This window comes from Acinetobacter sp. FDAARGOS_494 (assembly GCF_003812225.1).
In the GTDB taxonomy this organism is placed as follows: Bacteria; Pseudomonadota; Gammaproteobacteria; order Pseudomonadales; family Moraxellaceae; genus Acinetobacter; species Acinetobacter baumannii.
In genome coordinates this window covers 2288355-2315144 of sequence record NZ_CP033866.1, presented here as the reverse complement: position 1 = coordinate 2315144, position 26790 = coordinate 2288355, and the positions used below count along the sequence as shown (strand labels likewise).

At 39.5% G+C, this 26790-nt stretch carries 25 protein-coding genes; 13 read left to right on the top strand and 12 right to left on the bottom strand.

Features of this window, described 5'->3' with window-relative positions; genetic code table 11:
* Positions 1-10: 10 nt before the first annotated feature.
* The 6 genes from EG365_RS11175 to EG365_RS11150 all read left to right on the top strand — a co-directional run bounded on the left by EG365_RS11175 (position 11) and on the right by EG365_RS11150 (position 6947).
* Entirely contained in the window at positions 11-2818 is a 2808-nt protein-coding gene (locus EG365_RS11175) for an ATP-binding protein (protein ID WP_000064534.1), read from the top strand.
* A gap of 96 nt (positions 2819-2914) precedes the next feature.
* The gene (locus EG365_RS11170) at positions 2915-3703 is read left to right on the top strand and encodes a crotonase/enoyl-CoA hydratase family protein (protein WP_001196725.1); all 789 of its coding nucleotides are present in this window, start codon (positions 2915-2917) and stop codon (positions 3701-3703) included.
* A gap of 10 nt (positions 3704-3713) precedes the next feature.
* Entirely contained in the window at positions 3714-4580 is an 867-nt protein-coding gene (locus tag EG365_RS11165) for an NAD(P)-dependent oxidoreductase (protein ID WP_001008365.1), read from the top strand.
* A 16-nt stretch (positions 4581-4596) separates the two neighbouring features.
* Positions 4597-5391, top strand: a complete 795-nt coding sequence (locus EG365_RS11160) for a hydroxypyruvate isomerase family protein (protein ID WP_000532984.1) — start codon at positions 4597-4599, stop codon at positions 5389-5391.
* An 81-nt stretch (positions 5392-5472) separates the two neighbouring features.
* Positions 5473-5874, top strand: a complete 402-nt coding sequence (gene rsfS, locus EG365_RS11155; protein ID WP_001047580.1) for a ribosome silencing factor — start codon at positions 5473-5475, stop codon at positions 5872-5874.
* Positions 5875-6125: 251 nt separating this feature from the next.
* Entirely contained in the window at positions 6126-6947 is an 822-nt protein-coding gene (locus EG365_RS11150) for an SDR family NAD(P)-dependent oxidoreductase (protein WP_000697821.1), read from the top strand.
* A gap of 52 nt (positions 6948-6999) precedes the next feature.
* On the opposite strand, the gene EG365_RS11145 is transcribed toward EG365_RS11150, so the two are convergent.
* From EG365_RS11145 to EG365_RS11135, 3 genes are read right to left on the bottom strand one after another with little or no spacing between them, the layout of a single operon-like run.
* Positions 7000-8454, bottom strand: a complete 1455-nt coding sequence (locus EG365_RS11145) for an NAD(P)(+) transhydrogenase (Re/Si-specific) subunit beta (protein WP_000394402.1) — start codon at positions 8452-8454, stop codon at positions 7000-7002.
* Positions 8455-8466: 12 nt separating this feature from the next.
* On the bottom strand, positions 8467-8781 hold the full coding sequence (locus EG365_RS11140; protein WP_000230434.1) for a proton-translocating transhydrogenase family protein: 315 nt from the start codon (positions 8779-8781) through the stop codon (positions 8467-8469).
* An 11-nt stretch (positions 8782-8792) separates the two neighbouring features.
* Positions 8793-9920 carry a Re/Si-specific NAD(P)(+) transhydrogenase subunit alpha gene (locus EG365_RS11135; protein WP_001165468.1) on the bottom strand — a complete coding sequence of 376 codons (1128 nt, stop codon included), beginning with the start codon at positions 9918-9920 and terminating at the stop codon, positions 8793-8795.
* A 239-nt stretch (positions 9921-10159) separates the two neighbouring features.
* Between EG365_RS11135 and EG365_RS11130 the strand changes: the two genes are divergently transcribed.
* From EG365_RS11130 to EG365_RS11110, 5 genes are all read left to right on the top strand, one after another.
* Positions 10160-11086, top strand: a complete 927-nt coding sequence (locus EG365_RS11130; RefSeq protein WP_000703577.1) for a DMT family transporter — start codon at positions 10160-10162, stop codon at positions 11084-11086.
* Between the two features lie 67 nt (positions 11087-11153).
* Positions 11154-11561, top strand: coding sequence for a RidA family protein (locus EG365_RS11125; protein WP_001031013.1), 408 nt, complete (start codon positions 11154-11156; stop codon positions 11559-11561).
* 18 nt (positions 11562-11579) lie between these two features.
* Positions 11580-12764, top strand: coding sequence for an MFS transporter (locus tag EG365_RS11120; protein ID WP_000106695.1), 1185 nt, complete (start codon positions 11580-11582; stop codon positions 12762-12764).
* 148 nt (positions 12765-12912) lie between these two features.
* Positions 12913-13917 carry a tRNA dihydrouridine(20/20a) synthase DusA gene (gene dusA, locus EG365_RS11115; protein ID WP_001191173.1) on the top strand — a complete coding sequence of 335 codons (1005 nt, stop codon included), beginning with the start codon at positions 12913-12915 and terminating at the stop codon, positions 13915-13917.
* Positions 13918-14252: 335 nt separating this feature from the next.
* The gene (locus EG365_RS11110; protein ID WP_000587862.1) at positions 14253-14762 is read left to right on the top strand and encodes a hypothetical protein; all 510 of its coding nucleotides are present in this window, start codon (positions 14253-14255) and stop codon (positions 14760-14762) included.
* Positions 14763-14769: 7 nt separating this feature from the next.
* Here EG365_RS11110 and EG365_RS11105 read toward each other — a convergent pair whose 3' ends face one another.
* The gene (locus tag EG365_RS11105; protein WP_000956775.1) at positions 14770-15663 is read right to left on the bottom strand and encodes a LysR family transcriptional regulator; all 894 of its coding nucleotides are present in this window, start codon (positions 15661-15663) and stop codon (positions 14770-14772) included.
* 102 nt (positions 15664-15765) lie between these two features.
* Between EG365_RS11105 and EG365_RS11100 the strand changes: the two genes are divergently transcribed.
* Positions 15766-15888 (top strand): hypothetical protein, encoded by a 123-nt coding sequence (locus EG365_RS11100; RefSeq protein WP_001984446.1) that lies wholly within the window; start codon positions 15766-15768, stop codon positions 15886-15888.
* Positions 15889-15950: 62 nt separating this feature from the next.
* On the opposite strand, the gene EG365_RS11095 is transcribed toward EG365_RS11100, so the two are convergent.
* The 8 genes from EG365_RS11095 to EG365_RS11060 form a co-directional block, all read right to left on the bottom strand.
* The gene (locus tag EG365_RS11095; RefSeq protein ID WP_001281716.1) at positions 15951-16715 is read right to left on the bottom strand and encodes a ThiF family adenylyltransferase; all 765 of its coding nucleotides are present in this window, start codon (positions 16713-16715) and stop codon (positions 15951-15953) included.
* Positions 16716-16839: 124 nt separating this feature from the next.
* Positions 16840-17313 carry a RidA family protein gene (locus EG365_RS11090; RefSeq protein ID WP_000532213.1) on the bottom strand — a complete coding sequence of 158 codons (474 nt, stop codon included), beginning with the start codon at positions 17311-17313 and terminating at the stop codon, positions 16840-16842.
* 120 nt (positions 17314-17433) lie between these two features.
* The gene (acnA, locus tag EG365_RS11085; RefSeq protein ID WP_001151979.1) at positions 17434-20190 is read right to left on the bottom strand and encodes an aconitate hydratase AcnA; all 2757 of its coding nucleotides are present in this window, start codon (positions 20188-20190) and stop codon (positions 17434-17436) included.
* A 124-nt stretch (positions 20191-20314) separates the two neighbouring features.
* Positions 20315-21127, bottom strand: a complete 813-nt coding sequence (locus EG365_RS11080) for a TatD family hydrolase (RefSeq protein ID WP_000549986.1) — start codon at positions 21125-21127, stop codon at positions 20315-20317.
* A complete protein-coding gene (locus EG365_RS11075) occupies positions 21127-22068 on the bottom strand; it encodes an RsiV family protein (RefSeq protein WP_000958109.1) in 942 nt (313 codons plus the stop codon). The genes EG365_RS11080 and EG365_RS11075 overlap by 1 nt, the downstream gene beginning before the upstream one ends.
* Before the next feature lie 87 nt (positions 22069-22155).
* Positions 22156-22998, bottom strand: coding sequence for a hypothetical protein (locus tag EG365_RS11070; protein ID WP_001054081.1), 843 nt, complete (start codon positions 22996-22998; stop codon positions 22156-22158).
* A gap of 69 nt (positions 22999-23067) precedes the next feature.
* Positions 23068-24660: a peptide chain release factor 3 gene (locus tag EG365_RS11065; RefSeq protein ID WP_000008538.1), complete on the bottom strand. Its 1593-nt coding sequence runs from the start codon at positions 24658-24660 to the stop codon at positions 23068-23070.
* Positions 24661-24864: 204 nt separating this feature from the next.
* Positions 24865-25728, bottom strand: coding sequence for a hypothetical protein (locus tag EG365_RS11060; protein WP_000037366.1), 864 nt, complete (start codon positions 25726-25728; stop codon positions 24865-24867).
* Between the two features lie 330 nt (positions 25729-26058).
* Here EG365_RS11060 and EG365_RS11055 point away from each other — a divergent pair, with 330 nt between their 5' ends.
* The gene (locus tag EG365_RS11055; protein WP_000043984.1) at positions 26059-26631 is read left to right on the top strand and encodes a TetR/AcrR family transcriptional regulator; all 573 of its coding nucleotides are present in this window, start codon (positions 26059-26061) and stop codon (positions 26629-26631) included.
* Positions 26632-26790: the final 159 nt, after the last annotated feature.

The window sequence follows — 26790 nt, the reverse complement described above, 5'->3', positions numbered from 1 at the left end:
TGATGTAGCTATGTCTAATTTCAATAAAACCTTATCGAAACGCTTACGTCTGAATCATGCATATGGGCAATTAATTGCTCTTATTTTTGTGCCCATTATGATTTTAACGTGTGTTGGGGCTTTTCTGGTTTTAACTGAAACATCACGTTCTGCAAAGCAACAACAATTGCATCATGCCTCAGCGATTTTGGCACGCTACAATCAAATTGCTAAAGATCTCTACACATTAGTAGAACTACAACCAGACGAATATGATCATGCTCAACATATTATGCAAAGTATGTTTAGCGAGAAAAATCTAAAGCGTGCTGCTTTAATTGATAGTAATGGTCAGACTTATTTAAGTATCGGTTATCGAGATAATCGTTACTGGCCTAACTTCACACAAAACAATAACTTTTTTGGTCCGATCTCTTATAACCATAATAATATTTATGGAGTCCGTATCATTGATACCGCAGGAAAGCCTCCTGTCTGGCTCTTGATTGAAATGGATAATCAACCACTTGAATTAGCGCGTTATCGCATTTTGATTGCTTTGGTCATTACCGGTCTGATGACTTTATTATTACTTTTGCTCTGTCTTAACTTTTATTCTCGCCGCTGGATTGCACCCATGTATGAAATACGTATGCAATTACAGCGTCTCAATGCAGACACTTTAGACCAACACATCGTGATTAACAGTTCCGGTGAGTTAAGATTACTCCAGCGCGATATCGCAAACGTGGTGAAACGCTTACATTTTAGTTTTTTAGAGTTAAAAGAACATACCGAGCAAACAGAAGAAGACTTACGCAGAACTTTAGATACTTTAGAAGTTCAAAACATTACTTACCGTCAAGCACGCGACCAAGCCATTTCATCTAATCAGGCAAAATCGGTTTTCCTTGCCAATATCAGTCATGAACTTCGTACACCGCTTAATAGTATTGATGGCTTTATTCATTTATTACTTCGCCAACAAAATTTAAGTAACGAACAGAACCTTTATTTACAAACTATTCGCAAGTCCTCCGCCCATTTATTAGCATTAATTAATGATGTATTAGATTTCTCAAAAATTGATGCAGGTAAACTGGAACTTGAAACAGCACCTTTTGACTTAGAAGAAGCTGTATTTGATGTCATGGATATGTTGTCACCTTTGGCTGCACAAAAGCATATTGCCATGGCTTTTTATTATGCAGACAACATTCCTCAACAAGTGATTGGTGATGCTTTACGCTTTAAGCAAATTTTGACCAATTTGATTTCCAATGCCATCAAGTTCACGCCAGACGGTGAAATTATTGTTCGTGTACGTATGGAACATGATGACATCGGTCAGTGCTTGCTTCATTTTAGTGTTCAGGACAGTGGTATTGGTTTAAGTGGTACAGACCGTAAAAAATTATTTGAGTCGTTTTCGCAAGGCGATGCATCTGTTACCCGCCAATTTGGTGGTACAGGCTTAGGTCTGGCAATTTCTAAACAATTGGTTCATCTCATGCATGGCCAAATTGGCTTTGAAGATAACCAAGAACGTGCTCCAACAGAAAAAGGTTCAACATTCTGGTTTACTGCACAGTTTGCTGTAGATGAAGAACATGAGATTGAACATCCTCACTTCGAACATTTACAAGTGGTGTCTTATTTAGCTCACCCTGCAACAGCCAGTGTTTTGCGCTACTATCTTGAAAATTATCAAGTACCACATATCGAAACTCAATCGATTCTGGACTTGTTTAGCCGCTTAAAACATCTCGACCAAAAAGACAATACATGGCTCATTGTTGATCATAGTGGTGATACTGAAGCTCTACTCAAAGAAATTCGTAGCCGCTATCAAGGTAACTTAGCAGTTTACGGCTATCAAATGACGCTTGAGCCAAACATGCTCACCGAATATCGCGCTCGCCCACTTTATCAACCATTAAGCCGCAGTGGCCTCATTCAATTATTAAGTGACCAACCTATCTTTGAAGAGGAACAACAAGACTTTAATGGACAGGGTTTACATATTTTGGCGGTCGATGACCATTTACCTAACTTAATTGTTTTAGAAGCATTATTAGGTGAGTTAAATGTCAAAACCACTAAGGCTTTAAGTGGACAAGAAGCGCTGAATATTATTCAAGAAAGAATTGATCAGAAGCTTAAACCATTTGATTTGGTATTTATGGACATTCAAATGCCGGTTATGTCGGGCATTGATACCACACGTGCGATCCGATCTTTAGAATCCACTTTAGATGGGGAAATGCAACTTCCAATTATTGCTCTAACAGCCCACGCGCTTGCAGATGAAAAGCAAAAGCTTCTTAAAGTTGGTATGAATGACTATGTCACCAAACCAATTCAAATGGAGCAGATCATTCAAATTTTAACGCAATGGACGAAAAACAACTTCACTGCGCAAAATCTAGCTAAAGATCATCATGTGGTTGCAGAAGCGTTAGATCCAGAAATTTTAAATTGGCAGCAAAGTTTACAACTGGCAGCAAACAAAGAAGATTTAGCTCAAGATCTTCTCAAAATGTTGGTAGATAGCTTCCCAACCGAGCTAGAAGAAATGCAACAACTCATTGAGCTTGAAGACTTTCCTCAGCTTGAGCATGTACTACACCGTCTCTATGGCGCAACACGCTATGTAGGCACACCAAAACTTCAACAAGTGACGGGTGACTTTGAACAATTTATTTCTACGCTACGCAAAGAACGCCGTAGAGCTGACGATGGCTTCATTGAAGAAGTCATGAGACGTTTCGATGAATTAGGTCTCGTCATTAAAGAAGTTGAGAGTGCAGCTCATCAAATTTTAGTCATACCAGATTAAATAATAGTTGTTAAATAGGCATGACTGACCTGTCATGTTTCCAATTTCCAGCCATGCTATGCTCCGCTTATCGATAAAAAAATAAGCGGGAATTTCATGGCACTTTTACGTATTGAAAAAAATAATGGCATTGCAACAGTTTATCTAAACCGTCCTGATAAACGTAACGCTATGAGTTTTGCTCTACTCAAAGAACTCGTAACAACGGCTAAAGCTATACAAAAAGACCGAGATATCCGCTGTGTAATTTTGACGGGTGAAGCACAAGTGTTTAGTGCTGGTATTGATTTATCTGACTTAAACAATCCTAAGAACTCTGCATTTGCTATTTGGGAACTTGTTAAACCAGGGCAAAGCCTTTTCCAAAAAGCCTTTCTTATTTGGCAAAATTTGCCCGTCCCTGTTATTGCCGCTCTTGAAGGTTATTGTTTTGGGGCAGGTATGCAACTTGCACTAGCTGCCGATATCCGCATTGCCCACCCAGACATTAAAATGTCGATTATGGAAAGCCGCTGGGGCTTAGTACCAGATATGGGTCTTACCCGTTCGCTCAAAGGCTTGATTGGAGTTGACCTTGCAAAAGAGCTGACTTTAACTGCCCGTGTTTTTGACGGAAATTATGCAAAAGATATTGGACTTGTGACTCACTTAAGTGAGAATCCATTAGAAAAAGCAAATGCGATCGCTTCAGAAATGTTGCAGCGCTCACCTGATGCATTGACTGCTGCAAAACGTGTACTAGATGCAATGGAACATCAACCAGAAAAATCATTACGCTTAGAAAAAATCTGGCAACTTAAATTATTACTTGGTAAAAATAGCAAACTTGCTCGTAAAAAAGACAAACATCCGGAAGTTAAATTTTTACCACGCCAATATAGATAAGAGCTTTATTATGAATTTTGATCGTAATACTCCTATTGCTTTTTTAGGCATAGGACTTATGGGAAGCCGTATGGCAAGCCGTCTTATACAAGCCGGCTTTCAGGTCGCAGTATGGAATCGAACAGCATCTGCTTGTGAAGAACTTATTGATATTGGCGCGCATGCACTCGATCTTTCCAACATCGGACAGTACCCTCTCATTTTGACTTGCTTAGCCGACGATAAAGCTGTGCAAGCAGTATTTGATCAAATTCAAACAAACTTAAAAGCGGGTCAGGTCATTGTCGACTTCTCAAGTCTCTCTGTTGCTGCGACAAAAGCACTTGCTCAGGCTGCTGCTTCACAAGATGTGATATGGATTGACTCCCCTGTTTCAGGAGGTACAGCTGGGGCAGAACAAGGCACGCTAGTCATTTTTGCAGGTGGCGATGCTCAAACTATTGAAGCTTTAAGTCCTGTTTATAATGTTCTTTCCCAACGTGTCACAAGAATGGGAGATACAGGCACAGGACAAGCAACTAAAATTTGCAATCAACTCATTGTGGCAGCAAACAGCGCCCTGATTGCCGAAGCAGTTGCACTGGCAGATCGGGCGGGCGTAGATACCACTTTACTCGCTCCTGCCCTAGCTGGCGGATTTGCCGACTCAAAACCTTTTCAAATACTGGCACCACGTATGGCGACTCATACTTTCGAACCTGTTCAGTGGAAAGTTCAAACATTATCGAAAGACCTTAACAACGCAGTAACATTGGCTAACAATGTTAATTTAGACATCCCCGTTGCACAAAAAGCTCTATTACAGCTACAAACTCACCAAAAAAATGGCTTTGCTGAGAAAGATTTAGCTACTATGATTCAAGTAGTAGAGCAATAATAAACGGAGTTTGTGTATGGGTCGTCTTGCCGTTAACTTATCCATGATTTTTACCGAAGTTCCTTTAATTGAACGCTTTGCATTAGCCCATGCAGAGGGCTTTGAACATGTAGAAATTCAATTCCCATACGAGCTTGCCATTTCTGATATTCAAGACCAACTTGAACGTTACAACCTAAATTTATGTTTAATTAACGTTCCTGCTGGTGACCTTATGCAAGGTGGAAATGGCTTAGCAGGTATACCGGGTCAAGAGGCTGCATTTCGTGAGGCATTACAGTTAGCGATTCGCTATGCCACAGCATTAAAAGTACCTCGTGTTAATATTTTGGCAGGTAAGCAACCTCAAGACTCTGACTTACTCCCTTGCCTTAAGACACTTGCAAGCAACTTAAAATTAGCCTGTGATTTACTGACAGAACACGATATTGAACCTGTATTTGAAATGATTAATGGCACAGATATGCCACGCTTTTTGGTACAGAACATTGCCCAAGCCCAAGAAATGCTAGAAGCAGTCAATCACCCTGCCTTAAAAATGCAATATGACTGTTACCATATGGCAATGATGGGTGAAGATGTACTTGAAGGGTTACAAGAAAATATTCACCAGATTGGCCATATTCAGTTTGCAGATTGTCCGGGACGCCATGAACCCGATACAGCTCAAATACCGTATGAGCAAATTTTTTCATGGATTAAGCAAAGTGCTTATGAGGGCTATATTGCGGCAGAATATAAACCTAAAAATGGCTCAAATCAGTCATTTACATGGAAAAAGAAATATTTTTCCGATGATGTAAATATATAAACTGTTACTAGTTTTGTTTGAAATTCTGAGTGAAAACCACTATATTAGATAGTGAGTAATTGTCAGGAAAATATACCCTATATGAATTTAGAACCATCGCCCAGCGTGTCTAATTCTCACGATTTCGCAATGAACACCTCAAATAAAGACGTACAAGCTTGTCTTAAAGTCGTCCATGACGCTTTAGTTGATGTAAAAGCAAAAGATATTCTACAGTTAGATGTTAGTTCTATTAGCAATGTTGCTGATGCTATTGTCATCGCGAGTGGTACTTCTACTCGTCACGTCAAAGCACTTGCTGACAATGTTGCAGAAGAAGCTCGAAAAGCTGGTTTCCGCCCGATTGGCGTTGAAGGCGAACGAGATGCCGAATGGATCTTAATCGATCTTGGCTTTGTTGTAGTACATGTGATGCTACCAACTGCCCGCAAATTCTATGATTTAGAAAGCTTATGGCGTACTGCTCCAGAGTCGGTCGCATAAAATTTTGCTTTTAAAAAAAGCGGCTCTTTTGAGCCGCTTTTTGTTTATATACTTACTCAAACTTTTATTATTTAAACAGCCACCTTTACCCTCACTTCCTATGAAAAGCTGTTAACTCAACAAAACTTTAATAACACTAACAAGCAAGTCATCACTCTTATTTAAAATTGACATGACAAATTGTCAGAATTCCAGCACTATACCAATTCTTATAGTCTCATCAATAAATAGCATAACCGGAGCACTAAAAAGTGAAGATACTCATTACAGGCGCCAACACAGGTATTGGTTTTGCCACAGCAGAACAACTTGTAAAACAAGGACAACATGTCATTTTGGCATGCCGAAATCCTCAAAAAGCACAAGAGGCACAAAACAAACTACGCTCACTCGACCAAGGACAAGTCGATGTCGTTTCTCTTGATTTAAACAGCCTTGAATTAACTCAAAAAGCTGCCGAAGAAATTGCAGATAAATATGGCAGCCTTGATGTACTTATTAATAATGCCGGTCTATTTTCAAAAACAAAGCAACTCACGGTAGATGGGTTTGAACAGCAATTTGGCGTTAACTATTTAGGTCACTTTTTATTAACTCAAAAACTACTCCCCGTTTTAAAGCAGTCTCCTCAAGCACGTATTATTCATCTAGCGTCTATTGCACACTGGGTTGGTTCAATTAAGCCTAATAAATTTCGTGCGGAAGGTTTTTACAATCCCCTGTTCTATTATGGACAATCCAAGCTTGCAAACTTACTGTTCAGCAATGCATTAGCTGAACAACTAGCAGACAATTCAATTACCAATAATGCATTACACCCTGGTGGTGTTGCTTCCGATATTTATCGTGATTTACCAAAACCCGTTTATGCAGCCATGAAAGTAGGTTTAGTTCCAACATCGGTTCCTGCAAAACTCATTACAGAAATGGCGACTGGTGACACATGGCAAAACCGCAATGGTGAATATGTCAGTGCGCATATGCCTGACTGGAAATCCTCTCATGCCAAAAACCAGCAATTAGCACGCGATCTCTATCAGCAATCTATGACTCTAGTGGAAAAGTTCCTCTAACCCTCAAAAAATAAAAAACCACCCGAAGGTGGTTTTTTTATATCAAAGCAACTTAGTGGCCTGTACCATTAATTGCTTTCGTCATATCTTCAACAACTTTCTTAGCATCACCAAAGATCATCATTGTTTTTTCGTTATAGAACAAGTCATTATCAAGTCCAGCATAACCTGTCGCCATAGAACGCTTAATCACCATGATTGTACGTGCTTTATGTGCTTCAAGAATCGGCATACCATAAATTGGTGAACCTGGGTCATCTTTTGCAGCAGGGTTCACAACGTCGTTTGCACCAATAACAAGTACTACGTCAGTTGCTGGGAAGTCTGAGTTAATCTCATCCATTTCCAAGATGTCTTCATATGCTACGTCTGCTTCAGCAAGCAATACGTTCATGTGACCAGGCATACGACCTGCAACCGGGTGAATTGCGAAACGGACGCGAACACCTTGCTCTTTTAGAATTTCGCATAACTCTTTTACAGCATTTTGTGCACGACCTTGCGCCATACCATAACCCGGTACAATCACAACGCTGTCTGCATTTGACATTAAGAAGCCAGCATCATCAGCAGAACCTGAACGGTAGTTACGCTGAACCTGTTCACCTTTAGCAGCTGTAGAAACTGCCGCACCACCCATTGCACCACCAAACAATACGTTGATGATTGAACGGTTCATTGCTTTACACATGATGTATGACAGAATCGCACCAGATGAACCTACAAGTGAACCCGCAACGATCAACATGTTGTTTTCAAGGGTAAAACCAATACCTGCTGCTGCCCAACCAGAGAACGAGTTAAGAAGCGATACCACCACAGGCATATCACCACCACCTACCGGTGCAATCCATACCCAGCCAAATGCAAGTGCAAGTGCGGTCATTGCCCAGAAAGCAGTCATGTTGCCAGTTGTGAAGAAGTAGAAACCACAAGCCAACATCGCAACAAAGATAAGTGCTTGAACAGGTTTAACCCATGCACCAGAGATTGTTTTAGCCCATTTTTTCGCAGCCAATTTACCGTAAGCAAACACAGATGCTGTAAAGGTAATCGCACCAACGAAACAACCAACAAACAATTCAAATAGGTGAACCTTACTCATGTGTGCATGTTGCACGCCAGCCGCTGTTAATGCTGCCTCATTTTGAGCAAACAATGCTGTAAGCTGGTTGTTATGCAAAATTGCTGCAACTGCAATCAAAACCGCAGCCAAACCCACCAATGAGTGCATAAGAGCAACAGTTTCAGGCATTTGAGTCATGGGTACAGTACGTGCACGTGCAATACCCACAATCGCACCAAGCACCATTGCACCACCAATCATCCAGATCACTGGGTTGTTGGCAACAAAGAAAGTTGTCACAACTGCAATCGCCATCGCGATCATACCGTAACGGTTACCTTGAATTGCTGTTTTAGGACCAGACAAGCCACGAAGCGTCAAGATAAAGAGGATTGCGCCTACAAGGTATAACCAGTTTGCATTTGCTTGAATAAATTCCATGTCAAAGCCCTCTTATTTCTTTTGCTTAGGCTTGAACATTTCCAACATGCGTGCAGTTACTGCAAAGCCGCCGAAAATATTAATGCTTGCTAAAAATACCGCAATGGCACCCAGTACACTCACCACATTCACACTTTGAAATGCAACGTTAGCATCCACACCTAAAACTGGCAGACCTACAGTTTGCAACATCGCACCAACAACAATAATCGATGACAATGCGTTGGTTACCGCCATAAGTGGCGTGTGCAAAGCTGGTGTAACACCCCAAACAACGTAATAACCTACGAAGATGGCAAGGACGAAAATTGTAATAGTTTCAACCATGAGAAATCTCCTTAACCACGCTTAAGCAGCACTTGACCGCCATGAGTGACCAATAGGGCTTTTTGGATTTCGTCTTCTTGATTAATCGCAAAGTTTTTCTCTTTGTCGAATAAAGTCTCTACGAAATTAAAAACGTTACGTGCATATAATGCAGAAGCTTCTGTCGCAACAGTGGCCGGAATATTTGGAATACCCAAAATTTTTACGCCATTTTCAGTGACAACAGTTTCGCCAACTTTAGAACCTTCAACGTTACCGCCTGTTTCAACTGCCATATCTAAAATGACAGAGCCTGGTTTCATTTTGGCAACAGTTTCAGCTTTGATCAGACGCGGTGCATCACGACCTGGCAACAATGCTGTTGTAATCACGATATCGGCATTCGACACAGCCTTATCTACAATCGCAGCTTGGTCTTTGATGTATTGCTCACCCGGCATCCAGCCATAACCATTTTTTGCTGCATCTGCTGCACGTTGCTGTTCTTCTTCAGACATTGGTACGTCTAACCACTTACCACCTAAAGACTCAACCTGATCTTTTGCTGTTGGACGCAAATCAGTTGCTTCAACAATTGCACCCAAACGTTTTGCAGTAGCAATCGCTTGAAGGCCTGCAACCCCAACACCCATAATCACAACACGTGCAGGCTTTACAGTACCAGCAGCAGTCATAAGCATTGGGAACATGCGTTGATATTCAGCAGCCGCAAGCAAAACTGATTTATAACCAGCTAAGTTTGCTTGAGAAGACAACACATCCATGTTTTGTGCACGAGAAAGCGTACGAGGAAGCAATTCCAGAGCAAAAGCAGACACTTGCTGATTCGCAAATTGGTCTAGCTCGGTATTACGATAAGGATCAAACATTGCTACAACAGTTGTATTTGCTGCAAGTTTTTGAATTTCCCCGCCTTGTGGCGCACGAACTTTCAAAATAATTTGACTACCCGTATAGGCATCATCCGTAATGGTTGCACCGACCTGTTCATAAGCACTGTCAATGTACGCAGCCTTTACACCAGCACCACGTTCAATCACAACGCTATGACCAGCGCTAATCAACTTCTTTACTGTCTCTGGCGTAGCAGCTACACGATTTTCACCGACGACAGTTTCGGTTGGGATTCCGATCTGCATGAGCGTTCCTCAAGCTAATTTCTCATTGTCAAAAACATTGCAACCCGCAATGTTTCCCCCATGTGTATTCTTTGTACAGAATTTGGATTCTAATTGAACTTTTTGAAAATACCACCCACTATTTATTTAATAAATACCCATATTTTGAACTGATGATTCACGATATTTGACTTGAGGTGTAATATAGGAAGATTTTTCTTTTTTTTGCAGACAATAGTCTCTCTTATACAGTCCTGTATATGAAAATTTCTTTATCTTCGTTTCAAATTGGGTCTTTTTTTGCGCTTTGCTCTGCTTTTCTATTCAGCACAAAAGCGATTTTCATTAAACAAACTTATGCCCTTTCTCCATTAGTAGACGGTACAGTCCTGATGGCTTTACGGATGTTAAGCGCTTTACCGTTTTTTCTATTAATTTGCTGGTTCAATAGGCATCATAATCAGGGCATAAAAAAGAAGGATTGGCTAATTTTAATTTTTGCCGGTCTGTTAGGCTACTACTTTGCCAGCTGGCTCGATTTCATGGGCCTCATGTTTATTAGCGCTTCTTTAGAGCGAATCATCCTATTTTTATATCCCACACTTACCGTGATCGCTTCAAGTCTGCTCTACAAACAAAAATTAGATGTAAAAAGTTTATTCGCCATTTTTCTTAGTTATGGTGGAACCGTGTTAGTGATGCTGCAAGAGCACAACAATGCACCAATTCAGGGCAACTTTTGGCTCGGAACAAGTTTTGTATTTGCTAGCGCTGTAGCTTTTGCCGGTTATTTACTGCTGACTCCACCATTAATTAAAAAATTTGGTTCTTGGAATTTCACAGGCTTAGCTTTAACAGTTGCCTGTATAGGTACATTAACCCATTACACTTTAAGTACCCCTCACCCGTTTCAACTCCTATTACAACTTCCCTCAAGTGTAATTTGGTACGGGATTGGCTTAGGTTTTTTAGTCACTGTCTTACCTACCGTTATGCTTATGCAAAGCATTGAGCGTCTCGGAGCATCTCAATCTGCAATGATTGCTTCGATCGGACCAGTTTTAACGATTTTGCTTGCCGTTGCTTTTTTAAATGAACACCTAAATATATGGCAATGGGTCGGTTGTTTCCTCAATATAGTCGGTGTAATGATGATTACTTTAAGAAAGAAAAGACTAAAACACTAAATGCTCTTGACCTCAACTTAAGTTGAGGTTGGATACTCATCTAAATTTTATTAAACGGTTGAGTTCCATGAACAAAGAAATTTTTAAAATCATAAATCCTTCTACTTTATATGACCCAACACCTAACGCTTACAGTCATATCGCTGTAGTAAGTAATTTTAACAATATTATTCATATTGCAGGTCAAGGTGGCGAAGACCAACAAGGTCAATTAAGTTCTCATTTCAGTGAACAAGTCCTACAAGCATTTGAAAATATTAAATATGCGTTAGTAGCTGCCAATGCAGAACTTACGGATATCGCTGTTTTAAGAATTCTAGTTGTTGACCATTCGGTAGAAAAACATGAGATTTTGATTAAAATTATGAAGGATTTATGGAAAAATCATCCTTTTCCAGCCTGCACACTCATTCCTGTGCCGCGTCTTGCACTAGAACATATGCTCATTGAAGTCGAAGCAACGGCATACACTTAATAAAATCGAGAGAACATCATGTCTACCCCTGAAGATATCAGTCAAAATAAACCTTTACTTTGGTTGATGGCAGCAGCATGTGGCCTATGTGCAGGTGTGAATTACTATTGCCAACCCCTAATTCACTCTATTCAGCAAGATTTTGCTGTAACTCAAGCACAAGCTGCTTTAACAGTAACATTTGCTCAGGTGTCTTATGCCTTAGGTTTACTCTTTATTGTGCCAATGGGGGATATCGTCAATAAAGCCAAAGCTATTCCGTTTTTAATGATGCTTTGTGCAGTTGGCCTATTTACCTCTGCTTTTGCTGTTAACTTACCTATGCTCTGGATCGGTACAATTTTAGCGGGTTTGTTTTCAGTTGCAGCTCAAGTGCTTATTCCTCTTGCAACAATGACGGTTAAACCTGAAAAAACTGGTGAGATTATTGGTTTTTTAATGAGTGGCTTATTGGTCGGGATTTTACTCTCTACCAGTCTGGCTGGCTTATTTTCCAACCTTTTCCACTGGAAAGTCGTTTATGCCATAAGTGGTATATTAATGCTTCTGTTGGCCTATACCTTAAAAAGCCGCCTACCTTATGTCATGCGTATGAAACTGAACTATGGACAAATCTTTGTTTCCATGGCTCAGCTTTTAAAGCAGGAAAAGCGACTTTTATTAAGAGCGCTTACAGGTGCATTCGCCTTTGCGTCAGTGAGTATTTTGTATTCAACAAACGCGTTACTACTGACCTCGGCACATCATTTACCCGATCTATTTATTGGACTGGTACCTTTAGTCGGTATCTTTGGTGCGTTATCAACACGTTATATCGGCAAATATGCCGACCAAGGCTACACACGTTTACTCACTTGGATGGGTTGCGGGCTATTTTTGGTAAGCTGGATTTGTTTCTATTTCGGACAAACTCTACTTTCAGCTTATGTTATTGGTTTTGCTTTAATTCAATTGGCACTTGCCCTTGTTCACACCAGCAACCAAAGTATTATCTTCCGTTTACGTCCCGATGCTAAATCTCGTATTAATGCTATTTATATGACTACTTATTTTATTGGTGGTGCAGCCGGTTCAGCATTAGGGATTTTTGCATGGAATCGTGGTGGATGGACCATGACTTGCCTAGCAGGTGTGGGACTCGTTGTATTTTGTATTTTATTTAGCATGATTGATGCTTTCTTACAAAAAAAGCAAATGGCTTAGCTATAAGGTAATTTGTTAAAAATCATCTTTCTATATTTAACATAAGGGCGGTTATAAATTACGCAGTTAAATGCCACTGTCGATTCAGGACTAAACCCCGTATAATGCTGCCCTTTCTTTAATTTAGCGACTTTTGGGTCTATCGGTTATGCAATCACTTCAATCGTTACAACCTCGTATTTCAGTAGCCCCAATGATGGACTGGACTACAAAGGACTACCGATTCTTTGCACGGTTGTTTAACCCAAACGTTGTGCTTTATACAGAAATGGTGACTACGGGCGCGATTCTATTTGGCGATGCGAAACGCCATTTGGGCTATAACGCTCAAGAACACCCAATCGTATTGCAGCTTGGCGGCTCAAACCCACAAGAACTTGCCACTTGCACAAAAATGGCTGAAGACTGGGGTTATGACGAAGTCAACTTGAATGTAGGCTGCCCAAGTGACCGTGTACAGAACAATAAAATCGGTGCATGTTTAATGGCAGAGCCAGACTTGGTCGCTGAATGTATTCACAGCATGCAAAAAGTGGTGAATATTCCGGTAACGGTTAAGCACCGTATCGGTATTGATGACATGCAGTCTTACGAAGAAATGCTGCACTTTGTAGATACTGTAGCAGCAACAGGTTGTACTCACTTTGTTGTACATGCCCGTATTGCGATATTGAAAGGTTTGTCTCCAAAAGAAAACCGAGAAGTACCACCGCTACGCTATGAAGATGTTTACCGTTTAAAGCAAGAACGCCCGCATCTGACTATTGAAATTAATGGTGGTATTAAAACTTTTGCCGAAACTCAAGCTCATTTACAGCACGTTGACGGCGTCATGATTGGCCGTGAAGCCTATCACAACCCTTACTTACTTGCTGAGCTCGGCCAACTTTGGAACCTAGAAGCACCAGATCGTTTCGATATTATGGAACAAATGCTACCGTATATTGAACAACGTCTAGCTGAAGGTGCACCCCTCTCTATCATTACACGTCATATTTTAGGTCTATTCCAAAATTTACCGGGCGCTCGCAAATGGCGACAAGCTCTAAGTGGTGGAAATGCAAAAACTTTAACTGACGTCGAGAATGCAATTCATAATATGCAAGCTGCTATTATCCGTACTGAAGAGTATTTAAAGGAACACCAATTTTAAGCCAGCCCATGTTTCTAAAATTGTAAGAAAATGTGGCATTTTAAATCAGAGACTTAGATTTTGAGTATATTCGCAAATGTTGGCTCGAAATATTCAAAATTAAGCTCTGATTAATTATTTATATTCAATAATATCAAAAACTTAATTTGTATAATTTCAAAAGCTCTTTTAATTAGCCCTTTTTTCCATAGCCAGAAATAAAAACTGGCAAAAAGATACGTTATTACATAACATAAACAAAACTTTTAAGTTTGGGCCATTAGTATCTCTGAACGCCACAGGTAGGTGGTGATTTTCTAAATACGGATATAGGTAGTACGGGTAGAGATTTCACGATGATTATTTATGACGGACAAGTAGCTGATAACTATATGTATCAGGATTCAAATCAGGCAGCCATTGTTGTATCCCACAGCACACCAAGCCTCCCTTATCCATTCACCATGAAACCCAATAATCACTCCACTGAAACCAACACTCCTCCAGCCATTGATGTAGAAAAATTCGTAGCTAAATTAGAAAGTATTACCTCTAGACGCAGTAAAGCGCGTTGTGCACGTAGCATCCGTATTGCGCTTGAGTCTGCTGGTGCCGATGTTGAAAATCATCCGATTGCAGCATCTGATTGGGGCGATACCCTCAAGAAAATTGGCTATAAAGAAATAAATCCAGCCTTTGATGAGCCACAAGAAGGCGACATTTATATCATTCACAGAACCCGCAACCATATTTACGGTCATATCGCTGGTTACACAGGAAGCGAATGGGTGTCGGACTTTAAACAAAGTAGTTATGACGTCTATAAAGATGATAACGTCACCTATACTTACTATAGATTAGGCTAATTCACTTCTAAGATAGAAACATTTGATGAATTTGCTCGGCGCAGTGCTGAATGATTTCATCATGGCCTTTTCTATAGACCAGTAAAACTTCCGAAAGAGATAGGGAATCTTCCAAAGGTATTAGTTTTACATTGGCAGGTAAGATTTGTTGAAACTCCGCAGGAACAATACCTACCCCTAAATTTGCCGCCACGAGCTGTAACTGTGAAATCTTACGCGACTGAATGGAGGCTTTTTGTGGGGTAAATCCTGCGGCTAAACACAGATTTGCGACCAAATAACTTAAGCCTCCTCTTTCGGCATGAGGTGTTGATACAAAACACTCATCTTTTAAGTCTTTTAAATAAACCTTTTCTGATTTAGCAAACTTGGCATGATCAATATGCACAGCCACCATTAAAGGCTCTTCATATAACTTAAGAGTATTTATACCATCTAAAGTATGCCGAACTGGTGGGCGGATCAAACCGATATCAATTTCACCATTTAATAACGCTAAGATTTGCTGCTCGGATGATAAGGTATTAATCTCAAAGCTCAACTGCTGCGTTAGGCTAACTTCTTTTAATATCTGAACCTTTGTATTATCCACGACAATACTGCTGGAATGAGCAATTTTAATCTGTCGATTTTTCCCTTCCGAAACACTTTTAGACAGGTCAATAATTTCATTTAAATAAAGCAAGTTATCTTTTATTTTCTTATAGAAGACCTCTCCCGCTGGCGTGAGTCTTGCTCTTTTGTCCGTACGATCAAACAACTGAAAATCAATTTCTTCTTCTAATAGTTTCATTTGTCGACTTAAAGCAGACTGAGCAATAAATAGCTTTTCGGAAGCAGCAGTAAAACTCCCTTCTTCAACAATTTTTATGAAATATTGGAATTGTTTTAATGTGAGCATTATCATCTCAAAATTAGATAATTTGGTCTATTTTCTATATTAGATTAGATAGATCTCCTTCGCTAGAATTTTATTAAGACTATTCACTTGATTGAATTCTTCATGAAGTATTTAAAAGGTTTCGCAATATGCACCATTGTTATTTTAATTTTATGGTGCTTTAAATTTTATGATCAGCAACTACCCACACAGCCCAAACAAGACAATATAGAGCTATATGATTAAATAGTTTTTCCCAAAACAAAAGGCATGCACTCACATAAGCGCATGCCTTTTCCATATTTAAATTAGGCTTTCTTTAAATCGAGCTTTTTCAAAACTTCAGCCACAGCAATCATGGCAAAGCTTGAAGTCACCACCACCGCTGAACCATAGCCACCACAGCGCAAGCCAGCCGATGGGCAGACATCTGCGCTTGAAAATGGATTGTCGATTGAGTAAATACAGGTAATGCCAAATTTCTCTTTTGGCTTTTTACAGATGCCACGAGCACGAAGCTGACTACGTAGCTTCGCTAACATTGGGTCTTGTTCTGTTTTTGATAGATCCGCCACGCGAATTTTAAGTGGATCGAGCTTACCCCCTGCTCCACCGGATACAATTAAAGGAATTTTATTAAAACGACAATGGAGCATTAAAGCCAGTTTTGCTTTAACATCATCGATGCAGTCCAAAACAATGTCTGGTACAGGGTTTAAAAGCTCTGCAACATTTTCAGGTGTTAAGAAGTCATCAATAATATTGACTTTAATGCGTGGGTTAATTTGGCGACAACGCTCCGCCATAATTTCAACTTTTTCACAGCCCAGAGTTGAGGTCATTGCAGGTAGCTGACGGTTTACATTTGATGCCGCAACCACATCCATATCGACTAATGTGATCTCACCAATACCTGTACGCGCTAAAGCTTCTACTGCCCAACTGCCGACCCCACCAATACCAATCACCATCACATGACTTTGTTCATAGTGCTGGAACGATGAATCACCATAAATTTTGGCTACACCTGCAAAACGGCGGTCATATTCATCATTTTGTGGTAAATCGGACATGGAAATGGCTTTCTCTAAAAAATCAAACCATATATTTTACTGTTTTTTACGTAGAGCGTCTTGCCGCTCTTACAAATAAAAATACCCAGTAAAATTGCAATAATTGAATTCCACCAACTTACTTTTATTTCAAAGCAAAAATGAAGTTGATTTCAACAGATGCATTTTTTGGAAGTTGGTACACGCTGACCGATGTACGTGTATGCCGTCCCGTATCTAAACCCAAAATTTCATAAAGTATTTCAGATGCTCCATCAGCAACTTCGCTTTGCTGTATAAAAGATGACGTTGAATGAACAAATACATTCATTTGTAAAACTTTTCCAATAACATCTAAAGTCCCATAGTGCTGTTTTAAAATTGCTAAAGCTCTCATGGTGCTAATACTTGCAGCAAGCTGTGCATCTGATAAATCAACATCTAATCCAACTTTTCCACAAATCTGTACCGTATCTCCCACTCTTGGAATTTGACCACTAATAAATACAAGTCCAGCGTGTTCAATTAATGAGGTATATTTACCTCCTATTTTTATATCCCCTGAAAAATCATATCCCAATCGAGATTCAACTTTTAAAAATACTGTATCTCTACCCATAATTGCTTCTTCTTATAACAAAAATTATTTTATTTATATTTAGCTTATCCATTAAATAAAGACAATAAAAAAGCCTCATGAATATAAGGCTTTTTTATATAGCTTTTGAAAAATAGACATTTATGAAGCAATCAAATTCCGAAGTACATAATGCAAAATACCACCTGCCTTAAAGTACTCAACCTCATTTAACGTATCAATTCGACATAACACATTAAAATGACTGGCTACCCCATTTGGCCCTTTCACATCAACCTCAAGAATTTCATGAGGCTGAATACCATCCGATAAACCACGAATCGAAATGACTTCATGACCCGTTAAGTTGAGGGACTGTCTGGTTTGGCCATCAACAAACTGTAATGGCAACACGCCCATACCCACCAAGTTTGAACGGTGAATACGTTCAAAACTTTCAGCAATGACAGCTTTTACACCTAACAAGTTCGTTCCTTTGGCAGCCCAGTCACGTGAAGAACCTGTTCCGTATTCTTTACCAGCAATAATCACAAGCGGTGTATGTTCTTGTTGGTAACGCATTGCCGCATCATAAATGGCAAGCTTCTCACCACTTGGCACATGTATGGTATTACCGCCCTCTTCGCCGCCGAGCATTTCGTTCTTAATACGAATGTTAGCAAAGGTGCCTCGCATCATGACTTCATGGTTACCACGTCGTGAACCATAAGAGTTGAAGTCTTTTGGCTCAACACCTTGCTCTTGTAAATAGCGGCCAGCTGGACTGTCTTTTTTGATATTACCCGCTGGTGAAATATGGTCAGTGGTTACCGAGTCACCAAGCACTGCCAAAATACGTGCCTGTTCAATATTCTTGATTGGTTTTGGTGGCTCACCAATACCTTCAAAGAACGGCGGATGACGAATATAGGTCGAGTCATCAGCCCATTCGTAAGTTTTACTTTTTGGAATCTGAATCGCTTGCCAGCTTTCATCACCATCAAACACCGCAGCATATTCTTTGTGGAACATGTCGGTATTTACTTTTTGTAAGACAGCATCAATTTCTGCCTGACTTGGCCAGATATCTTTTAAGTAAACAGGTTGCCCATCTTTACCTTGCCCGATTGGTTGAGTCGTTAAGTCTGTACGGATATTCCCAACTAAACCATAGGCAACCACAAGTGGTGGTGAGGCAAGCCAGTTGGTTTTAACTAATGGATGCACACGCCCTTCAAAGTTACGGTTACCCGAAAGTACAGATGCCACGTTTAGATCATGACACTGAATCGCATCTTCAATTGGTTCAGGTAAAGGACCTGAGTTACCAATACACGTTGTACAACCATAACCAACCAAGTTATAGCCCAACTCATCTAAATACGGCGTAAGCCCAGCCGCCAATAAATAGTCGGTCACGACTTTAGAACCAGGCGCAAGTGAACTTTTTACCCACGGTTTACGCTGCAAACCCTTTTCAATTGCTTTTTTAGCAAGTAAACCGGCTGCCAACATGACACTTGGGTTAGAAGTATTGGTACATGAAGTAATCGCTGAAATCACGACATCACCATGATTTAATGGATATTCTTGCCCTTCAATTACACAAGATGGGCTTTCATGCTGAATATTGGCTTTGGTCGCTTCTACAGCCGTACCGCCACCGCCTTCATTTTCTAAACGTTCTTTCGCTTCTTTGGCTGGCTTAAGGGTTAATTCCATGAGCGCATTAAACGTTTTAGGTACTTCCGATAAAAGTACGCGGTCTTGAGGGCGTTTTGGACCTGCCAAACTTGCCTGAACCGTACTCATATCTAAACTTAACGTATCTGTAAACACAGGTTCATCACCCGCATTACGCCATAAACCTTGCGCCTTGCTATATGCTTCAACCAATGCAATACGGTCACTTTGACGACCAGTTAATTTCAAATAACCCAAAGTCACTTCATCAATTGGGAAGAAACCACAAGTTGCACCATATTCAGGTGCCATATTAGCGATGGTTGCACGGTCAGCAAGTGGTAAGTCGGCTAAGCCATCTCCATAGAACTCGACAAATTTACCCACTACACCTTTTTGGCGAAGCATTTGAGTAATGGTAAGCACCAAGTCAGTTGCCGTAATCCCTTCTTGTAATTTTCCAGTCAGTTTAAAACCGATCACCTCAGGAATGAGCATAGAAATAGGTTGGCCTAACATGGCAGCTTCTGCTTCAATCCCCCCAACACCCCAACCTAATACCCCTAGACCATTAATCATAGTGGTATGTGAGTCTGTACCCACTAAGGTGTCAGGGAAAGCAAAGGTTTGTCCGTTGTCTTCACCTAACCACACTGCTTGAGCCAAATACTCTAAATTGACCTGATGGCAAATACCGGTACCTGGTGGCACAACACTAAAGTTATTAAATGCAGATTGTCCCCAACGCAAAAATTGATATCGCTCGCCATTTCGCTGCATTTCAATTTGAACGTTTTCTTCAAAAGCCTGATCATCGGCAAAATGGTCTACCATCACAGAGTGGTCAATAACCAAATCTACAGGTGATAACGGATTAATTTTTTCAGGGTCACCCCCCGCTTCAGCCATTGCAGCACGCATTGCGGCTAAGTCAACGACTGCCGGAACGCCGGTAAAATCTTGCATTAAAACCCGTGCAGGTCGATATTGAATTTCTTGATCTGAGGTACGGGTTTTTAGCCACTCAGCTAAAGCATAAATGTGTTCTGTTTTAACACTGAGCTGATCTTCAAACCGTAATAAGTTTTCCAACAGTACTTTTAATGATTTCGGCAGTTTGGCAATGTCACCTAGCTTTTTCTCGGCTTGGGTTAAGCTAAAAATCTGATAATTGCTGGAACCTACTGTTAGCGTCTGTAAAGCATTAAAACTATTGATATTGCTATACTTAGCCATTGGGTTATCCTCCCATGTCTGGCAATGTTATTTTTCACGTTTTTACATGTTGTTTTCTTACTTTAAGCTTCTTTTTTAATCGCTGTGTTTTGTTTTAGTTACTATTTCTAATCTTTGATTTTTATTACGATAATTTCAAAGCAGATAAAGAGTTTTTCCACAGCAAATCTGCTAATTCTGACTCTGCCATATTTAAATTTTCAGCCAAACTTTTTAGTACATAAGGTAAATTCACAGGCGTATTTCGAGTACGCTGCTCAGTTGAAGTTTGGCAGCAAAGTGGCGTCATATCAGGACAGTCTGTTTCAATCACTAAATGCTCGGCACCTATAGCCTGCACAACCGTATGAAGCTTTTTCGCATTGGGGTTCGTGATTTGTCCCGTCACACCAATTTTAAAACCAAGCTTAATCAGGCCTTTTGCCTCCTCTACTCCGCCACTAAAGGCATGAGCAATGCCACCGAGTTTAAACTTATGCGCTTTTAATAGTGCGAGCACATCACCATGTGCTTTTCGTATATGAAGCAACACCGGTTTTTGGTATTGAGTTGCCAGATCTAACTGATCACCAAAATACTGTTTTTGCTTGGCATATATATCGGGCTGCTTGTGTTCCTTTAAGAAGGTATCTAAGCCGATTTCTCCTATTGCGACGCAGTCTTCTTGCTGCAAAATCTGTTCAAGATGAGAAAGATGCTCTGGTTTGTGCTGCTCAATATAAAACGGATGCAACCCCGGTGCTAAATAAGAAGTAGGCACGTTGTCCCACTGCTTGAGCTGATGATGGGTTTGTACCAAATCATCAAAACGTGACTGTAAAAAGCCTATTAACACCAGAGCATCCACACCCACTTTTTTAGCTTCAAGTGCTAACTGGTGCCGATCTTCATCAAAATCGGCAACATCAAAATGGGTATGAGTATCAAACAGATGCATTAGCTGGCACTTTTTGCGGCAGGTGTCGAAGCTGGTTTAGCTTTAGGCTGCGGCAAATATTCTTCTTTCAATACTTCTTGTAATTGGTCATATGGAATGACTAAACGAGGTAGCCCGACCACATAAGGTCCAATTTCATATTCGCCATATTGAAGAATCAAGCCTTGGTCACCTAATAGGAAATTTTCTGTGAGTTTAAACGGCCAAGCTTGCTCATATTCACTCACACTATTTGCAAGTTTTGAGTCTGTCACCCAAGCTTTAAACGCTTCATGTGCTAATTTTTCTAAAGCCGCTTTTTTCTCTGGACGTAACAAGTCTTCAAGCTTGACCTGCTTTTCTTTCTTTAAATCAAAATTATAATATTGCTGCGCTGCCGAGCCATGTGCCCCGCCTAAATAGCTACTACTATTTACAACAACAGTTACGACTTTACCTTGAGACTGTATGATTTTAGGTTTCACCAACAGATTAATCTGGTGATTACTACTTAGAGCCTTTAATTCATTGTCCAAATCAATAAATGAATTTGCATAGCGCTGAACCTGAGCATCGAAACTATCTTGTTGCTCTGTAGCGGCAGCTACTGAAGCTTCTGTCTTCTTATCAGCTTGTGCTGCTTTTGCATCTGGTTCTGCAATTTCAAGAATCTGTCCGAGTGCTTTTAAAACTTGTTGATCAATAATCTTATCAATAAAAGGGAAATTACTTTGTAGGCGTTCTACCGTAAATTCAGGGCAAGTTTTACCATCACAATCCGGTAAAGTCACTTTACTTGGAACTGTTTCCCCTTTCAAAGTCAGTTCTACAGGCTTTTGTTCAACCACAGCCGGTTTTTGCTGATCTTCCGACTCTTTAGGATCACTTTTAGGCTGACATGCCACCAAAAATATCGCAGAAGCAAGTAGCGTTAAACGTAGCGAAGCCTTAGAAGTTAACATCATATTTTGCCTTTATTCTGAGAAGATTATGCATAACTCATATGAAGTTAGCGCATCTACAAGTAGGTTGCAAATTCTGCTACCAACTTAAAACATTTGTTCATAAACCTGAGGTTGCAATATTTTTTTCGTTTGTTCTGTTGTTAAATAAATATCAAGTTGAGGCGCATCTTTCGTAATCTGATTTGCCTGATAGTGCAAACCTACCCCTTCACCATCAAAGAACCAGTCAGCTTGTCCCCAATATAAAGTTTTTGGGGCCTGTTTGTTGACATCGGCAGTTTGCTTTTTCAACCAGTCCTGGTACGCAGTTTGAACAATTTGATGTACTGTCGGTTGCTGGTCTTTTTTAAGCACATCAAGCAACGTTAAGTTTTTATGAAGTTTACGATCAGCCACGAAAAAATAATAACGGTCTTTTATGGTGATCTCTTCTTGTTTACTGTCTAAAGCCAATTGCAATAACACATACTGGTTACGCTGCGAGGCAATGCGTGTACGAATGTGTAATTCATAAGCACGATTTTTAGAATATTTATCTTGCCATTCATCCGACTTTTTCACGTAAGCATTAATCGCTTGTTGAAGGCTTAAATCTTTTTTCAAATTAATTTGAGCTTGAATAACTTTCGCCTGATTTTTTTCAATCCAGCTATTTAACCACGCATCTTGGGTTTTTATGGTTTGAATATCGACATCAATACAATTTTTCTTTTCACAAAACGGCACTGCATAACTTGCTTTGGTTTCGGTCAAATTTAAATAAGGTAAAACCTCTGCTTTCTCAACCGGATGGTCTTGAGTAGAAGCTGAATTTTCTTGAGAAGATGATGAAGACTGAGGCTTTTTCCAGACAAATACACAAATAGCCAAAATTAGAGCTATGGCTGCAACCACAAGCGCAATAATTGTCTTTTTACTCAAGTTCATTTCATCATCCTTTCTTATTTTTCAAAACAAAACAGCTTCTATTCGAAGCTGTTTGTCACATTTACATGATTAGTGTTCACGTGTGCTACGGAACTCAATATCAGGCCAACGCTCTTGCATAATCTGCAAGTTCACTCGGCTTGGCGCAAGATACGTTAAGTGTCCGCCACCATCAATAGAAAGTTGGTCATGTGCCTTTTTCTTAAACTCATTAAGAATCTTTTCATCATCACAATGAATCCAGCGTACCGTATTTACACTTACTGGCTCATAAACACAGTCAACTTTATATTCTTCTTTCAAGCGGTAAGCAACAACGTCAAACTGAAGTACACCCACAGCTCCCACGATCAAATCATTGCTAATTTGTGGCATAAATACCTGAGTTGCACCTTCTTCAGACAACTCTTTCAAACCTTTTTGCAACTGTTTTGACTTTAATGGGTCTTTCAAACGTACACGGCGGAACATTTCCGGCGCGAAGTGAGGAATACCAGTGAAGTGCAAGTTTTCACCGCTAGTGAAAGTATCACCAATCTGGATTGTACCGTGGTTGTGTAAACCAATAATATCGCCCGGCCATGCTTCTTCTAAGTGCTCACGCTCGCCTGCAAGGAAAGTCAACGCATCACTAATACGAACCTCTTTACCAATACGTACGTGATTCATTTTCAGGCCTTTCTCGTATTTACCTGAACAAATACGCATGAAGGCAATACGGTCACGGTGTTTAGGGTCCATGTTGGCTTGAATTTTAAATACAAAGCCAGAGAAACCTTCTTCTTTTGCTTCAACCATACGCTCTTGCGTTGGATGTGCTTTAGGTTCAGGTGCCCAGTTCATAAATGCATCGAGAACGTGGTCAACACCAAAGTTACCTAATGCTGTACCAAATAAAACAGGTGTTTGTTTACCTTGTAAGAAAAGTTCACGATCTAATGGCTCATTTGCCATTTGTACAAGCTCAAGTGACTCTTCAAAAGAAGCCCAAGCTAACTCACCAACTTTTTCACGAATATCGGCGTGATTATAGCCATCACGTACTTCAATATCGGTAATGGTTGAACCAAAACCTGCTTTGTAGACATACAATTTATCTTCAAGAATATTGTATACACCAGCAAAGTCACGACCCATACCAAGTGGCCATGTAATTGGTACACAGCGAATATTCAAGACGTTTTCAATTTCATCTAACAACTCAAGTGGCTCACGAATTTCACGGTCCATTTTGTTGACGAATGAAATAATTGGTGTGTCACGCATACGACACACTTCCATCAATTTGATGGTACGTTCTTCGACACCTTTTGCACCGTCAATCACCATCAGTGCAGAGTCAACAGCAGTAAGGGTACGATAAGTATCTTCCGAGAAGTCTTCGTGCCCCGGTGTATCGAGTAAGTTAATCGTGTGACCTTTATATGGGAACTGCATAACAGACGTGGTGATCGAAATACCACGTTCTTTTTCCATTTCCATCCAGTCAGATGTAGCTGCACGATCAGATTTACGGCTTTTTACCATCCCTGCAACCTGAATCGCTTTACCCCATAACAACAGTTTTTCTGTCATGGTGGTTTTACCGGCATCGGGGTGGGAAATAATAGCAAATGTGCGTCGTTGAGCGACCTGTGCCGCTAACTCATCTTTAAAACTCATGAAATACACCTACTGCGGAGATTGCAGTGCCAAAGATCTAAAGTCGATCAAAATAAAAATTGGCGTAATTGTAGCAGATTTATAGGTACTGTTTAGAGATTGTTGAGTTGTCTATCCGTGTTTTCATATTTGGAATATTTTTAATTGAGCCATTAAAAAAGCCTGTTCAATATCAACAGGCTTTTTATGAATAAACTTAGACGTTTATGCTAATTTCTTTTCTTCAATAAATTGGACATCGGCAATTTGTGCATCCCAAAACTCGGTCCACAGTGCACAATAATCAAGACATAGTTGAGTCAAGCTTTCATAATCATCTTTGGTAATGGCTTGAGCCAACGCAAACCAAAGGTCATCCTGATGGTCATCATCAGCAGCTTCAGCTGTTTCATCTGTTGAAACGCCGTGTACATGGTAATAACCACCACCCTCAACATCGATATTTACAAACTTGGTTGCTTGTCGCAATGGTGGGCTAAAAAGAATAACTTCTTCTTCTGCCACCGCCAATAATGCCACCACATTAATATAACGATCGTAAGAAGCTTCTAAAAATGTTCTCACCTGATCTGCAATTTTTGAAGGTTTATAATTACGGCGGTCAGCCTCAGTCAAACCATAGTCATTTAGCAAATCTTCATATAATGGATAATGTGCATATTCAGGGTTGCCTAAATAATAATTATCTTTATCTAAACCCGGTCGAAAACCAAATTCATCTAATATATTTAAGCTCAACAACACCCGTGGAAACATTTTAGCACCCGAGTGAAGCTTTGGTTCCAATTGCTTTGTCAGAAACTGCGCCTTTAATAAAGCATCGGTAAAAATCTGAACAATGGCATGACGATATTCTAAATGAATACGAGTCAAGGTTTGTTTATCAAGATAACCGTTATTTAATATTTCAATTGCAGGGTGTTTACTTACTGGCAATTGCGCAATTTTATTCCTTAATTGTTTGAGAAACAGTAAGTTTTCTTCCCATTGTGAAGCAGGAATACTATCTTTCATCCCCTGCAATGCTTTTTCTCTTGGATTATTAAAGTCTTCAAATTTTTTTGACATAATCATTCTCAATAAAAAGTTTTTCTTATAGTTAAGCTAAAGGCTATCCCTCTATTTCCATTACGTATTCGAACGTAAAAAGGATAAATTCCGTATACCCATACTTAACGAATTGATATTATGTTTATTATCTCAACAAATCAATGGATTAATTAATATTATTTAAAAAAGTAAACTATTGCCAATAAAATATTTATTTCTTTATTTATCAAGGCAAACCAAGCTATTGAATAAATATAATTTTTTAAATATCATTAAATAAGTTTTATTTAAGCTTTCATACTTTACAATAGCAAAGTTAATCAAAAAATATCTATGACGGGGCAACCAATGTCAAAAAGAGAAACGATTATAACAACAGCAATGACCCTTTTTAATCAGAAAAGTTATACCTCTATTGGGGTAGACAAAATTATTGCTGAATCTAAAGTTGCAAAAATGACTTTTTATAAGTACTTCTCTTCTAAAGAAGTTTTAATTGAAGAGTGTCTTCGCCGAAGAATTTTAGAAGTCCAAACTTCTTTATTAGATAAAGTTAATAGTGCAGATGACCCATTAAATAAACTGAAAAGTATTTTTAATTGGTATATCGACTGGATTAACACTGAAGATTTTAGTGGTTGTTTATTTAAAAAAGCAACGATAGAAGTCCTGCAGCTCTATCCTTCTATTAAAAAACAAGTAAATAAATACCGTGAATGGATTTACAGTTTAGTTTTATCTATATTTTTAGAGTTAGAAATTGAAGATCCAAAAGTATTAAGCAGTCTTTTTCTTAACATTATAGATGGGCTTATTATTGACGGGACTATTAACAAACCAGAAATTAACTCTGAAGAAACATGGTCTTATATAAATAAACTCATTGAACTTGAAACAAAACAAAAATATGAAGCCGCTTAAAAAAATTTAATTATTACGGCCCTTTACCATATTATAAGTTTTATTTTTGAAGATGAGAGGAGCTGTAATACATGCTCTATCAGGTGATCAGATCTGTTTTTTATCTGGTTCAATATAATGTTCAGGTTGATATGTTTTAAAAGCATAACCGCCTGAACT